This is a genomic window from Enterobacter cloacae complex sp. 372C4 (assembly GCF_050030615.1).
Taxonomy (GTDB): domain Bacteria; phylum Pseudomonadota; class Gammaproteobacteria; order Enterobacterales; family Enterobacteriaceae; genus Enterobacter; species Enterobacter intestinihominis.
This window is the reverse complement of record NZ_JBLGUQ010000001.1, coordinates 3,789,131-3,802,769: the sequence shown is the minus strand read 5'-3', so window position 1 is coordinate 3,802,769 and position 13,639 is coordinate 3,789,131. Positions and strand designations below refer to the sequence as shown.

The following is a 13,639-nucleotide window of genomic DNA, read 5'->3' as shown; positions in this document are numbered from 1 at the left end:
TTTCCTGCGGAACCCTTATTAATTGATATACTGAAAAAGCTTTCAGAAAAACATGCATTGAACCTCAAAGTCGTTGTCTTCTAACACGCATTAAGGGGGTTATAATGGAAAAGAATAATGAAGTCATCCAGACCCATCCACTCGTTGGCTGGGATATCAGCACCGTAGACAGCTACGATGCGCTGATGCTGCGTTTGCACTACCAGACCCCGAATCAGCTAAACCGTGACGAAGCGGAAGTTGGACAGACGCTGTGGCTTACAACAGACGTCGCCCGTCAGTTTATTTCTATTTTGGAAGCAGGCATCGCAAAAATAGAATCTGGCGACTACCAGGAAAATGAGTATAAACGGCATTGACCTTATGCCCCTTTTCACTCAACAGGCACCCTCGCGGTGCCTTATTTATTTCGCTCTTGTATAAGCCCACATAGTTAATTACTCTGCTAACAAAGCGTTAGTAAAGAGAAGCCTATGAAATACGATTTGATCATTATCGGAAGCGGCTCCGTTGGATCTGCAGCCGGTTATTACGCTACGCAGGCGGGTCTGAATGTGCTGATGATTGACGCCCACCATCCCCCTCATTCTGAAGGAAGCCATCACGGCGATACCCGTCTTATCCGTCACGCTTACGGCGAAGGTGAGCGCTATGTACCGCTGGTGCTTCGGGCTCAGACGCTGTGGGATGAGCTGGCCGCACTCACCGAAGAACGCATTTTTGAGCGCACCGGGGTTATTAATCTGGGGCCCGCCAACTCCACGTTTCTGGCGACGGTCGAGGAGAGCGCGAAAGCCTACCGTCTGGACGTTGAGCGTCTGGATGCGAACGACATAATGGCGCGCTGGCCGGAAATTTCTGTCCCTGAAGACTACATTGGATTGTTTGAATCCAATTCCGGGGTACTGCACAGCGAAACGGCCATTAAGACATGGATTGATCTCGCCGCCAAAGCGGGCTGCGCACAGTTGTTTAACTGTCCGGTCACGGGCATCACCCACCATGCCGGGGGTTCAAACGTCACCACGTCTGAAGGTGAATATACCGCCGCACGCCTGCTGGTCAGTGCGGGAACGTGGGTGACGAAACTGCTGCCGGATCTGCCCATCCAGCCGGTACGCAAAGTCTTCTCCTGGTTCCAGTCTGACGGGCGTTACAGCAGCCAGAACAAATTCCCGGCGTTCACGGGCGAGTTACCTAATGGCGACCAGTACTACGGTTTCCCCTCGGAAAAAGACGCGCTCAAGATTGGCAAACATAACGGCGGACAGGTAATTTCCTCTGCGGAAGAACGCAAGCCGTACGGAGCCTATCCGCAGGATGGTTCCGAAGCCTTCACGTTCCTGCGTAATATTCTGCCGGGCGTAGGCGGGTTGCTTTATGGCGCAGCGTGCACCTACGACAATACGCCAGATGAAGACTTCATCATCGACACCCTGCCTGGGCACGACAACACCCTGATCGTAACCGGGCTCAGCGGTCACGGGTTTAAATTTGCCTCTGTGTTAGGTGAAATCGCCGCCCAGTTTGCTCAGGGGATTGCGCCTTCGTTTGATCTCAAACCCTTCGCGCTCTCGCGCTTTAGCCGATAATACCGCTACAGGCTCCGAATAACCGGAGCCTGATTTGCGAGAGGATCATGATGCGCAGACTGGTGAATTACCTTATCAATAACATCCGCGAGCATTTCATGCTCTACATTGTCCTTTGGTCGCTGCTGGCGATTGTTGACGTCATCTTTATTGTATTCTTCTGAAAACCATCACTGACGTTTATTGACACTCCTTTAAACTTATTTAACTTATAGTTTTTATAAAAAGTCATCTCAAATTTATTGAACGAAGCGATTGAAATACATTGCGGAAACATATTCAAATTCGCTGAAATAAAATAACTAAATAACATTATTCCTTTTTTTCAGTTGCATTATTTAATTAATCCGGCCATTTTTATTGCTCAGTCATTTGAGAACGGAAATTCATATGCAATGGCGTAACTCATCCAGCCGCTACGGAATAATATCCATGTGTTTACACTGGCTATTTGCACTTGCTGTCTATGCCATGTTTGGTCTCGGCCTCTGGATGGTGACATTAAGCTATTATGACGGTTGGTATCATCAGGCCCCCGAATTGCACAAAAGCATTGGGGTTCTGCTGATGATGGGTCTGGTTTTTCGCGTGATCTGGCGACATCTCTCTCCGCCCCCTCCTGCCCCCAAAAGCCATGGCCGTCTTACCCGCATAAGCGCTGTTGGCGCACATATCGCACTCTATGCCCTGCTGTTCGCCATTCTGATCAGCGGTTATCTCATTTCGACCGCAGACGGCAAACCGATCAGCGTGTTTGGGCTCTTTGACGTCCCTGCCACGCTGGCTGACGCCGGTTCACAGGCTGACACCGCAGGTGTGGTTCATCTGTGGCTGGCATGGAGCGTGGTGATCCTGTCTGTTCTGCATGGCCTTGCGGCCCTGAAACACCACTTTATCGATAAAGACGATACGCTGAAGCGCATGCTTGGCCGTTCGTCAGTTGACTCTGGAGCATAAAATGAAAAAACGCCTGTTGGGTATCGCATTAGGTTCGCTGTTATTTACCACCGGTTCGGCCATTGCCGCCGACTATAAAATTGATAAAGAAGGCCAGCATGCCTTCGTCAATTTCCGTATTCAGCATCTGGGTTACAGCTGGTTATATGGTACGTTCAATGATTTCGATGGCACATTTAGTTTCGACGAGAAAAACCCTGCTGCCGATAAAGTAAACGTCACCATTAATACTAACAGCGTCGACACTAATCACGCCGAGCGTGATAAACATCTGCGCAGCGCTGAATTCCTGAACGTAGGCAAATTCCCGCAAGCTACTTTCGCGTCGACAGAAGTGAAGAAAGACGGTGATAAGCTCGCTATTACCGGTAATCTTACGCTGAACGGCGTAACAAAACCGGTAACACTGGATGCGAAATTAATCGGCCAGGGCGACGATCCGTGGGGCGGAAAACGTGCTGGCTTTGAAGCCGCCGGCAAAATTCATCTGAAAGATTTTAATATCACCACAGATTTAGGACCGGCATCGCAGGATGTAGAGCTGATTATTTCGGTGGAAGGCGTTCAGCAGAAGTCATAAAACAGGCCCGGCAGGCTTTTACGCCGCCGGGCAATGTTTTACTCCGGGTCCGGAATACCCAGTTTGGTATTCAGTCGGCCCCGGGATTTATTAAAGATCTTATTCCCGTTCTCGCGCCCGGCACGGCGACGACGTTGCTCTTCTTCAGGCAGGATACTCTCTTCACTGCACAGCTCGCTACAGCAGCCATTAAACTTCTCGGCACATGCAGGACACTGAATAAACAGAAGATGACAACCGTCGTTTTTGCAGTTGGTATGCGTGTCGCACGGCGTACCGCACTGGTGGCAGTGAGCGATTACGTCCTCTGAAATTCGCTCGCCCATACGCTCATCAAACACAAAGTTTTTACCGATAAAACGCACCGGTAACCCCTGCTCGCGGGCGCGGCGGGCATATTCAATGATCCCACCCTCAATATGCCAGACTTTATTAAAACCGTTGTGTTTCATCCAGGCACTGGCTTTTTCGCAGCGGATCCCCCCGGTGCAATACATAACGATCTTTTTGTCTTTATGCTCCTGCATCATCTCAACCGCTTTCGGCAGCTGTTCACGGAAAGTGTCGGCAGGAATTTCCATCGCATTCTCGAAGTGGCCCACTTCATATTCGTAGTGGTTACGCATATCGATGAACACTGCATCCGGATCGTCGAGCATCGCGTTCACTTCAGCGGCCTTGAGGTACTCCCCCACATTCGCGGCATTGAAGCTCGGATCGTCGATGCCATCCGCCACAATACGCTCACGCACCTTCATGCGCAGCACCCAGAACGATTTGCCGTCATCATCCAGCGCAATGTTCAGGCGTAAGCCGTTAAGCGCCGGATCAAAACCATAAAGGAGATCGCGGAAGGCGCTGACTTTGCTTTCCGGCACGCTGATCTGCGCGTTAATACCCTCACGCGCCAGATAGACGCGACCAAACACGTTCAGGGCGGTGAAAGCCTGGTAAAGCGCATCGCGGGTCGCCTGTGGATCGTTGATGGTAAAATATTTATAGAAAGAGATCGTTGTGCGCGGTTCGGTTTCGGCCAACATACGCGCTTTCAACATCTCATTCGAAACGCGGTTGTGTAACACTGGCATGGTGTACAAGTCCTGCAATCGTTGAGAAATAAAAATCGGTCGGCATGATATAGCAAACAAAGACAATTTACATCCACACAATTTACGCTACATTTCAGTCAACCTGATTAATCAGACTTAACACTTGCATATTCTTTCATGTTTCGATGACAGACATTTTGGCTATGCCTCAAAAAATGAGACAATAGCCCTTCAGGACGTTAGAACACAGGACAGACATGACCCAGTTACCGAAATTTACTGCCGCGCTTTTACACCCACGCTATTGGTTAACATGGTCAGGCATTGGCTTGTTGTGGCTAATTGTACAGCTGCCTTATCCCGTAATTTTCCGCATGGGTAAAGGACTGGGCCGCATTGCTCAACAATTTATGAAGCGTCGCGCCAGGATCGCGTATCGAAATCTTGAGCTTTGCTTTCCTCAGATGAGCGAATCTGAGCGTCACGACATGGTGGTTAAAAACTTCGAATCTGTCGGCATGGGACTGATGGAGACCGGTATGGCCTGGTTCTGGTCGGATAAGCGCATGGCGCGCTGGACGGAAGTGGCCGGAACCGGCATGGATCCGGTGCATAATCTCCAGGCCAACCAGACTGGCGTCCTGCTGATTGGCGTTCATTTCCTGACGCTCGAAATTGGCGCGCGCATGTTCGGCATGCAGGCGCCGGGTATTGGCGTTTATCGTCCCAACGATAATCCGGTGATCGATTTGATACAGACCAACGGACGCATGCGCTCGAATAAAAGCATGATCGACCGCAAAGACCTTAAAGGGATGATCCGCGCCCTCAAATCAGGTGAAGTGGTCTGGTATGCCCCGGATCATGACTATGGCCCGCAATCCAGCGTGTTTGTCCCGTTCTTTGCGGTGGAAGAGGCCGCGACGACCACCGGGACCTGGATGCTGGCGCGGATGTCCAAAGCGGCTATCGTGCCGTTTGTACCGCGCCGTAAGCCGGACGGTTCAGGCTATCAGCTCATCATGCTGGAGCCGGAACTCGCTCCGCCGCTCGACGACGCGGAAACTACCGCGCGCTGGATGAACGGCATTGTGGAGAAATGCATTATGCTCGCTCCCGAGCAGTACATGTGGCTGCATCGCCGCTTCAAAACCCGGCCTCAGGGCGTCCCTTCTCGTTATTAATCTGCATGCGGTCTTCCGGGCCGCAAGCAGTTTTAGCTTTAAAAGCTCCCCGTCATTGCGGCAATCATACCCCAGGCGCATAATTAGCAGGCTTATTACCTCACTGGCCACGGTGCCCTGCACCTCATTATGCGGATAGTTATGTCCTCCACAGATGCTCCCATAAACTGGAAACGCAACCTGACGGTTGCATGGCTGGGCTGTTTTCTTACTGGCGCCGCCTTTAGCCTGGTAATGCCCTTCCTGCCCCTCTACGTTGAACAGCTCGGCGTCACCGGCCATAGCGCACTGAATATGTGGTCCGGCCTGGTGTTCAGCATTACGTTCCTGTTCTCCGCCATTGCGTCGCCTTTCTGGGGTGGGCTTGCGGATCGCAAAGGCCGCAAAATTATGCTGCTGCGCTCCGCGCTCGGCATGGCGATCATAATGCTGTTGATGGGGGTGGCGCAAAATGTCTGGCAGTTCCTGATATTACGCGCGCTCCTGGGTCTGCTCGGGGGATTTATCCCCAATGCCAACGCCCTGATCGCAACCCAAATCCCACGCCATAAAAGCGGCTGGGCATTGGGTACGCTCTCCACTGGCGGCGTAAGCGGCGCACTGCTGGGTCCGCTGGCGGGCGGGCTGCTGGCCGACCACTACGGACTGCGGCCGGTATTCTTCATTACCGCCAGCGTGCTGTTCCTCTGCTTCCTCGTGACGCTTATCTGCATCCGTGAGAATTTCACGCCGGTAGCCAAAAAAGAGATGCTGCACGCCCGGGATGTGCTGGCCTCGCTGAAAAACCCAAAGCTGGTGCTGAGCCTGTTTGTGACCACCATGATTATTCAGGTGGCCACCGGTTCAATCGCGCCTATTCTGACGCTCTATGTCCGCGATCTGGCGGGAAACGTCAGCAACATTGCTTTTATTAGCGGCCTGATCGCCTCTGTTCCCGGCGTGGCCGCGTTGCTGAGCGCGCCGCGACTCGGCAAGCTGGGCGATCGCATCGGCCCGGAGAAAATTCTGATCTGCGCCCTGATCCTCTCCGTCCTGCTGCTGATCCCCATGTCGATGGTGCAGTCTCCCTGGCAGCTCGGCGTGTTGCGCTTTCTGCTGGGCGCAGCGGACGGCGCGTTGCTTCCGGCGGTGCAGACGCTGCTGGTTTATAACTCCACCAACCAGATTGCCGGGCGTATTTTCAGCTACAACCAGTCGTTTCGCGATCTGGGTAACGTCACCGGGCCGCTGGTCGGCGCGGGGGTTTCGGCCAGTTTCGGTTTCCGGGCGGTCTTTATCGTGACGGCAGGCGTCGTGCTGTTCAACGCTGTTTATTCCTGGCTCAGCTTATCCCGGGCGCTACGCCCGGCGCGCATAACACAACATCGTGACGGCTAATTTACGCATTCATACTTGCAAAATCATATAATCAGCTATTCTTTCCCTGAATACCTTCACGAAAAACAGGGAGACACCAATGACCATGTACGCCACGCTGGAAGAAGCTATCGATGCCGCTCGCGAAGAATTCCTCGCCGATAATCCCGGCATTGAGGAAGAAGATGCTGACGTGCAACAACTCAATATCCAAAAATACGTCCTTCAGGACGGCGATATTATGTGGCAGGCCGAATTCTTTGCTGATGAAGGTGAAGACGGAGAATGTCTGCCGATACTGAGTGGTGTAGGTGCGCAGGCGGTATTCGACGGCGACTATGACGAAATTGAGTTACGTCAGGAGTGGCTGGAAGAAAATACGCTGCATGAATGGGATGAAGGTGAGTTTCAGCTCGAACCGCCGCTGGATACCGAAGAAGGTCAGGCCGCAGCGGACGAATGGGACGAGCGATAAGCTCTCGTTACTCGTAAGGGCCGTGGCTGGCATCGATGGGCAGCAGTAGCGTGTCGAAAATCAGCGAAAACGGCAGATCGAGCACGGTGAGATAGCGCCATGCGGAATCGCGGACATCCCACTGTACGCCGGGGTAGTACTGATTCCCGTGGCCCTGTCCGGGAATGGTGCGGCTGATGATGCTGCCGCAGCCGCTGAGCAGGCATGCCATCATGACGACGATGATTACTTTCATTTCTGACCTCTAAAAAAATACCGGCCTCACAGCCGGTATTTTATTTGGCGGGTGGCGCTTCGCTTACCCGCCCTACTTAACAACTTACTTCGCCTTCAGGGCCAGCGGATTCAGCTTCACGTCCTTGTAGTAGTTCACCCACGAAGAGTATCTCTCCGGAGAAGTCCACACGCGGTAGTGAAGCCGTGCCATCGTCACCGGATCGCTCAACAGCACCAGACGACGGTCGCGGTTAAGCTTTTCTGGCGTCTCATTCAGCGCCTGCTCAACGTGGCGATCGCGGGCGATCTCCAGCACCTGGCTGGCGCGGTGACGCGCAGTCGCCATCGCGGTTGCCAGCGCGTTGAATGACGGGTTAAACACGGCGTGCATAAAGCCATCATCCAGCGTGCGTTTGCGGTTCTGCTCCAGATAGGTATCGGTATCCACCAGCACCTGCGGCGGAGAATACTCTTCCGGGATCAGGAACAGCTTCCAGCGTTTGGTACGCAGGCCCACCGTAGAACGGCTGGAGATCACCGACACAAATGGCGACAGGATCAGCGAGAAGACGATTGGCGCCAGCCAGAACAGGAAACGCAGATCCAGCCAGGCCATACCAACGGCCCACACCAGGCCCAGCAGCAGCTGAGAGCCGTGGCGCATAAAGGCTTCACTCCATGGCGTAGAGTCATCGTCACGCTGCGGTGAATTCCACACCACTTCCCATCCCAGGAACGCGCTCACCACGAATACCGTGTGGAACAGCATACGCACCGGTGCCAGCAGGACCGAGAACAGCACTTCCAGCAGCAGTGAAAGGGTTACACGGCAGAAACCACCGTACTCCTTCGAACCTTTACACCAGATCAGAATGATACTGAGCAGCTTAGGCAGGAACAGCAGCACCATGGTCGACGCGAACAGCGCAATCGCCAGCTCCGGACGCCACTGCGGCCACACCGGGAACAGCTGGCGCGGTTGCAGGAAGTACTGCGGCTCCGTCAGGGCATGCACAACCTGCAACGCGGTCGAGAGTGCCAGGAACATAAACCACAGCGGCGCAGACAGATAGGACATGACGCCCGTCAGGAACACCGCACGGTGAACAGGGTGCATCCCCTTCACCAGGAACAGGCGGAAGTTCATCAGGTTACCGTGACACCAGCGGCGGTCGCGCTTGAGCTCATCCAGCAGGTTCGGCGGCAGCTCTTCATACGAGCCCGGCAGATCGTAGGCAATCCAGACGCCCCACCCTGCGCGACGCATCAGCGCGGCTTCCACAAAGTCATGCGACAGAATGGACCCGGCAAACGATCCTTCACCCGGCAGCGGCGCCAGGGCGCAGTGCTCGATGAATGGCTTCACGCGGATAATGGCGTTGTGGCCCCAGTAGTGAGATTCACCCAGCTGCCAGAAGTGCAGACCGGCAGTAAACAGCGGCCCGTAGACGCGGGTCGCAAACTGCTGGCAGCGCGCATATAGCGTGTCCATACCGGACGCTTTTGGCGAGGACTGAATAATACCCGCGTTCGGATTGGCTTCCATCAGACGGACCAGCCCGCTCAGGCAGTCGCCGCTCATCACGGAGTCCGCATCCAGTACCACCATGTAGCTGTACTGGTTACCCCAGCGACGACAGAAGTCATCGATGTTCCCGCTCTTACGCTTAACACGACGACGACGACGACGGTAGAAGATCTGCCCTTCGCCCTGCACTTCAGCAATCAGCTCCATCCAGGCTTTTTGCTCTGCCACGCAGATATCCGGGTTGTAGCTGTCGCTCAGGATGTAGACGTCGAAATGCGCCGCGTTACCGGTCGCCTTTACGGACTCCCAGGTGGCACGCAGCCCGGCGAATACGCGGTCAACATCTTCGTTACAGATAGGCATGATCAGCGCGGTACGGTGCTCAGGATTGAGGGGTTCATCCCCGACCGTCGACGCGGAAATGCTGTATTTGTCACGCCCCATCAGCAGTTGCAGGAAGCCCATCAGCGCCGTCCAGAACCCGGCGGAGACCCAACAGAACAGCACGGCAAACAGCAGAAGGATGCCGCTCTGTAAAATATACGGCAGCAGCTGCATGAAGGAGACCCAGATATCCTGGCCAATCATGTCAGCAGGGTTAATCAATGCCCAGCCCTGGTACGGCAGAATAGTTTTCATGTACCAGGTGGCGACAACCGTCTGTGCCAGCGTCAGCAGCAGCAGAATGTAACGACGAATCGTTCCCACGGTACGCCATTTCTGCTCGGACGCCTGCTGTTCTTTGGTCAGACGTGACAGATAGCGCGGCGTCACGTCACGCCCACGCAGGCGATCCCAGAAGCGACCCACCGGGTTGGTGCGCCACGGATCGGGGAACATAGAGGAACGCGTGGCCTTCGGCATCGCCTGTAGCTGGTCACGCCCTTCGTCATCCTTGATTAACTGCCCTTCTGCCAGCGAGTCTGGCCATGCCTGCTCCAGACGTGCCTTCACTGACCCCAGCGGCGTATCATCATCACGGGAAAAGTGACGATGTTCACCATCCAGCGCGGTGTGAACCGCGCGGATGTCGCTCGCAGGGAGTGCCGCTTTTTCAATGTCCGTTAGCGGCATGGCATCAATATATTCAGATGTATTATTCATTGGCAGGTAGCTGATAGCTCCAGGTTTCACTCAGCGGCTTATCGTTACTGACCAGCGCGGCGCGCATTTCAGTGGTCTGTTTCGGATCTTTCACCTTCACGCGCAGGGTCAAACGCCACCCTTTGGTGACCGGATTGTAACGCACGGCGTTCTCAACGATTTCACCGTTATCGCCAATGCTGGCCTGTGCCGTCACGGCAGTATCCGGCGCCAGTTTTTTCATATCCTGCCCGGTGAAGTCCACGATAAATGCCAGCGTGCCATCCGGCTGACGAATCAGGTTGGACTGCTTCACGTCCCCCGTAGAACGACGCGTCTGCATCACATACGCGTTATCCGGTGCGTGCAGTTTGTCTTCGTCACGGCTGAAGGTGATCGCATACTTGAAGTTCATCTCTTTACCGGCTTCAGGCAGCTGATCCGGTGTCCAGTACGCCACGATGTTATCGTTGGTTTCATCATTGGTTGGAATTTCAACCAACTCAACCTTGCCTTTACCCCAGTCGCCTTTCGGTGTAACCCAGGCGCTTGGGCGCAGATCGTAGCGGTCGTCCAGATCTTCAAAGCGGGAGAACTGACGGCCACGTTGCAGCAGACCAAAGCCCTGCGGGTTTTCCATCGCAAAGCTGCTGACGGCGAGGTGTTTCGGGTTGTTCAGCGGACGCCAGATCCACTCGCCGTTACCAGCATGAATGGAAAGGCCATTAGAATCATGCAGTTGAGGGCGGAAGTTAGTCGCCGGAGACGGCTGATTCGGCCCGAACAGGAACATGCTGGTCAGCGGCGCGACGCCCAGTTTGCCCACTTTATCGCGCAGGTAAACTTTAGACTGCACGTCAACCACCGTGTCACGCCCTGGCATGATCACGAAGCGATAAGCGCCTGTCGCACGAGGGGAGTCCAGCAGCGCATAAATTGTCAGACGTTTGTCGGTTGGTTTTGGACGTTCGATCCAGAACTCGCGAAAACGTGGAAATTCTTCACCTGATGGCAGCGCGGTATCAATTGCCAGACCGCGCGCAGAAAGCCCGTACACCTGCCCCGCGCCAATCACGCGGAAGTAGCTGGCGCCAAGCATGCTGACGATTTCGTCGTTTTTATCTTTGCTGTTAATCGGGTAAAGCACCTTGAAGCCTGCGAAGCCGAGGTCTTTCACCGTGTCTTTATCGTGTTGCACATCGCCAAAATTGAAATAATCCGGGCTGTACTTGATTTTACGTACCGCGGTCGCCGTCACTTCATTGATGGCAACCGGCGTGTCGAAGTACATACCCTGGTGGTAAAATTCAAGCTTGAACGGGGTTTTAATATTGTTCCAGTACGCTTTATCGTGATTGAACTGGATCTGCTGATAGTCCGCGTATTTCATGTCGCGGAAAACGGAGGGCAGGTTACTTTTTGGCGCTTCGTAGCTCTTGCCCGCCATCGATTTAGCCTGTTTTGCGACATCATCGATGTTAAAGGCCAGTGCAGATGAGGTATACAGTGACAACAGCACTGCTACACCCAACCAACGCATTTTCATCATTTGTGGTTTATGTTTCATAATAAGTAAGCACTTCCCCCTTTGTGTGCTTATATCGATCCGATCCATTTTAATGGAAACTCAGGCAATCCGACAACATTATCACTGCTTTGTTCAGCTCGCTGGCTCATGGATTAAGCAAATGAAAGAACCCGCTTTTCACTTTGCGTGCTTATCCTGGAGACAGGGTGTCGGTCTTGGTGTAGGGTTGGCTCCGAATGTAACCATTATGAGCCTTAGGGATAAGGCGAAAAGTCTGAGAATGCGCAAAGTTATATGAGCACAACCCCTGTACAACGTGAATATTTCCTCGACTCGATCCGCGCATGGCTCATGCTATTGGGGATCCCTTTTCATATTTCACTGATCTATTCCAGCCACACCTGGCATGTGAACAGCCAGATGCCCTCCTGGTGGCTGACGCTGTTCAATGATTTTATCCATGCCTTCCGCATGCAGGTGTTTTTCGTCATTTCAGGCTATTTCTCTTACATGCTCTTCTTGCGCTATCCCCTCAAGCGGTGGTGGAAAGTGCGCGTGGAGCGCGTGGGCATACCCATGTTGACGGCCATTCCGCTGCTGACGCTGCCGCAGTTCATCATGTTGCAGCATGTTAAAGGCAAGGCGGAAAACTGGCCTAATCTCTCGTTCTATGAGAAATACAACACCCTGGTCTGGGAGCTGATTTCCCACCTCTGGTTCCTGCTGGTACTGGTGGTGCTTACCACGGTGAGTTTGCTGATCTTCAGTCAACTGCGCCAGCGCGCGAGCGCCGCAACCTCGACCTTCTTCGCCAACATCACCCTGGGCAAGCTGTCGCTGCTGTTTCTTGCGCTGGGGGTCGCGTATGCCGCCGTCAGGCGTACCCTGCTCATTGTCTACCCTCCCATTCTGAGTGATGGGCTGTTTAATTTCGTGGTGATGCAGACCCTGTTCTACATTCCCTTCTTCCTGATTGGGGCGCTGGCATTTATTCATCCCCGGCTTAAAGCGCTGTTTACCACCCCCTCCCCCTGGTGTGCGGTGGGTGCTGCGCTGGCCTTCGCCGCCTATCTTCTCAATCAGCGCTTTGGCAGCGGGGACGCGTGGATGTATGAGACAGAGAGCGTGATAACGATGCTGATGGGCCTGTGGATGGTTAACGTGGTGTTTGCCCTTGGCCATCGTCTGCTGAATTTTAAATCAAGTCGCGTCACCTATTTCGTTAATGCTTCACTGTTTATCTACCTGGTCCACCATCCGCTGACGCTGTTTTTCGGGGCGTACATTACGCCGCATATCAAATCGAATGCGCTGGGCTTCTTCACCGGTTTGGTCTTTGTGGTTGGCATTGCCATCGTGTTGTATGAAATCCACCTGCGGATCCCGCTTTTGCGTTTCCTGTTCTCAGGCAAACCTCAGGTTAAAGCGGGATAACAAAACGGCGCCTCCAGAGCGCCGTTTTTGCTTTTCAGACATCAAAATGCTTGGCTGCGCGCGGTCAAAAGCCGCTGATACAGGTCGGCGGTGTGCTCATCGAAACAGACAAAAATGACTTTTTCCGGCATGGGTTTGAGGGAAAGGTAGTGATAAACGGTATTCACGGCGATCGTAGCTGCCGCTTCCTTTGGATAACCGTACACCCCGGTGCTAATGGCGGGGAACGCCATTGTCTTATAGCCGTTATCTGCCGCAAGCCGCAGGCAGTTACGATAAGCCTGCTCCAGAATCTCAGCCTCATGGCGGTCGCCACCGTGCCAGACGGGTCCAACGGTATGGATCACCGCTTTGGCCGGGAGATCGCCCGCAAGCGTAATAACAGCATGCCCCGGCGGGCACTCTCCCTGCTGCTGGCGCACGGTTTTGCATGCTTCAAGGAGCTGAGGGCCCGCGGCCCGGTGAATGGCACCGTCTACCCCGCCCCCACCCATCAGGGAGGAATTGGCTGCGTTGACGATCACGTCAACGTGCACCGTCGTGATATCGCCATGAATAACGTCGATTTGCGGTCTCATAAACACCCTCTGCAACCCGCCTTTTTCATCAGTGTATCGCAGAGGGAGAAGGAGAAAAACTGTCGCGAAAAAAACGGCG

Annotated in this window: 14 protein-coding genes; 9 read left to right on the top strand and 5 right to left on the bottom strand. The window is 53.9% G+C overall.

The window, feature by feature from the left end:
* Nucleotides 1–104: 104 nt before the first annotated feature.
* The 5 genes from bssS to ACQG11_RS18435 all read left to right on the top strand — a co-directional run bounded on the left by bssS (nucleotide 105) and on the right by ACQG11_RS18435 (nucleotide 3,129).
* Nucleotides 105–359, top strand: a complete 255-nt coding sequence (bssS, locus tag ACQG11_RS18455; RefSeq protein WP_023299782.1) for a biofilm formation regulator BssS — start codon at nucleotides 105–107, stop codon at nucleotides 357–359.
* Nucleotides 360–473: 114 nt separating this feature from the next.
* Entirely contained in the window at nucleotides 474–1,592 is a 1,119-nt protein-coding gene (gene solA / locus ACQG11_RS18450) for an N-methyl-L-tryptophan oxidase (protein ID WP_426728655.1), read from the top strand.
* A gap of 50 nt (nucleotides 1,593–1,642) precedes the next feature.
* The gene (locus tag ACQG11_RS18445) at nucleotides 1,643–1,756 is read left to right on the top strand and encodes a YceO family protein (RefSeq protein WP_022647713.1); all 114 of its coding nucleotides are present in this window, start codon (nucleotides 1,643–1,645) and stop codon (nucleotides 1,754–1,756) included.
* A 226-nt stretch (nucleotides 1,757–1,982) separates the two neighbouring features.
* Nucleotides 1,983–2,549: a cytochrome b gene (locus ACQG11_RS18440; RefSeq protein WP_022647712.1), complete on the top strand. Its 567-nt coding sequence runs from the start codon at nucleotides 1,983–1,985 to the stop codon at nucleotides 2,547–2,549.
* A gap of 1 nt (nucleotide 2,550) precedes the next feature.
* Complete coding sequence (locus tag ACQG11_RS18435) at nucleotides 2,551–3,129, top strand: YceI family protein (RefSeq protein ID WP_022647711.1); 579 nt, start codon at nucleotides 2,551–2,553, stop codon at nucleotides 3,127–3,129.
* Nucleotides 3,130–3,167: 38 nt separating this feature from the next.
* Here the strand turns inward: ACQG11_RS18435 and ACQG11_RS18430 are convergent, their stop codons facing one another.
* Entirely contained in the window at nucleotides 3,168–4,217 is a 1,050-nt protein-coding gene (locus tag ACQG11_RS18430; protein ID WP_022647710.1) for a rhodanese-related sulfurtransferase, read from the bottom strand.
* A gap of 218 nt (nucleotides 4,218–4,435) precedes the next feature.
* Here ACQG11_RS18430 and ACQG11_RS18425 point away from each other — a divergent pair, with 218 nt between their 5' ends.
* From ACQG11_RS18425 to ACQG11_RS18415, 3 genes are all read left to right on the top strand, one after another.
* Nucleotides 4,436–5,362 (top strand): Kdo(2)-lipid IV(A) acyltransferase, encoded by a 927-nt coding sequence (locus ACQG11_RS18425; RefSeq protein ID WP_022647709.1) that lies wholly within the window; start codon nucleotides 4,436–4,438, stop codon nucleotides 5,360–5,362.
* A gap of 141 nt (nucleotides 5,363–5,503) precedes the next feature.
* On the top strand, nucleotides 5,504–6,739 hold the full coding sequence (gene mdtG / locus ACQG11_RS18420; protein WP_022647708.1) for a multidrug efflux MFS transporter MdtG: 1,236 nt from the start codon (nucleotides 5,504–5,506) through the stop codon (nucleotides 6,737–6,739).
* A 79-nt stretch (nucleotides 6,740–6,818) separates the two neighbouring features.
* Nucleotides 6,819–7,193 carry a MysB family protein gene (locus tag ACQG11_RS18415; RefSeq protein ID WP_302214973.1) on the top strand — a complete coding sequence of 125 codons (375 nt, stop codon included), beginning with the start codon at nucleotides 6,819–6,821 and terminating at the stop codon, nucleotides 7,191–7,193.
* A gap of 7 nt (nucleotides 7,194–7,200) precedes the next feature.
* Here the strand turns inward: ACQG11_RS18415 and ACQG11_RS18410 are convergent, their stop codons facing one another.
* The 3 genes from ACQG11_RS18410 to mdoG all read right to left on the bottom strand — a co-directional run bounded on the left by ACQG11_RS18410 (nucleotide 7,201) and on the right by mdoG (nucleotide 11,587).
* The gene (locus tag ACQG11_RS18410) at nucleotides 7,201–7,428 is read right to left on the bottom strand and encodes a YceK/YidQ family lipoprotein (RefSeq protein WP_003858030.1); all 228 of its coding nucleotides are present in this window, start codon (nucleotides 7,426–7,428) and stop codon (nucleotides 7,201–7,203) included.
* 84 nt (nucleotides 7,429–7,512) lie between these two features.
* On the bottom strand, nucleotides 7,513–10,041 hold the full coding sequence (gene mdoH, locus ACQG11_RS18405; protein ID WP_023299777.1) for a glucans biosynthesis glucosyltransferase MdoH: 2,529 nt from the start codon (nucleotides 10,039–10,041) through the stop codon (nucleotides 7,513–7,515).
* The gene (gene mdoG, locus ACQG11_RS18400) at nucleotides 10,034–11,587 is read right to left on the bottom strand and encodes a glucans biosynthesis protein MdoG (RefSeq protein WP_032622136.1); all 1,554 of its coding nucleotides are present in this window, start codon (nucleotides 11,585–11,587) and stop codon (nucleotides 10,034–10,036) included. The genes mdoH and mdoG overlap by 8 nt, the downstream gene beginning before the upstream one ends.
* Before the next feature lie 255 nt (nucleotides 11,588–11,842).
* On the opposite strand from mdoG, the gene mdoC reads away from it, so the two are divergent.
* A complete protein-coding gene (mdoC, locus tag ACQG11_RS18395) occupies nucleotides 11,843–12,982 on the top strand; it encodes a glucans biosynthesis protein MdoC (protein WP_022647705.1) in 1,140 nt (379 codons plus the stop codon).
* Between the two features lie 41 nt (nucleotides 12,983–13,023).
* Here the strand turns inward: mdoC and ymdB are convergent, their stop codons facing one another.
* On the bottom strand, nucleotides 13,024–13,560 hold the full coding sequence (gene ymdB / locus ACQG11_RS18390; protein WP_038415816.1) for an O-acetyl-ADP-ribose deacetylase: 537 nt from the start codon (nucleotides 13,558–13,560) through the stop codon (nucleotides 13,024–13,026).
* Nucleotides 13,561–13,639 lie beyond the last annotated feature (79 nt).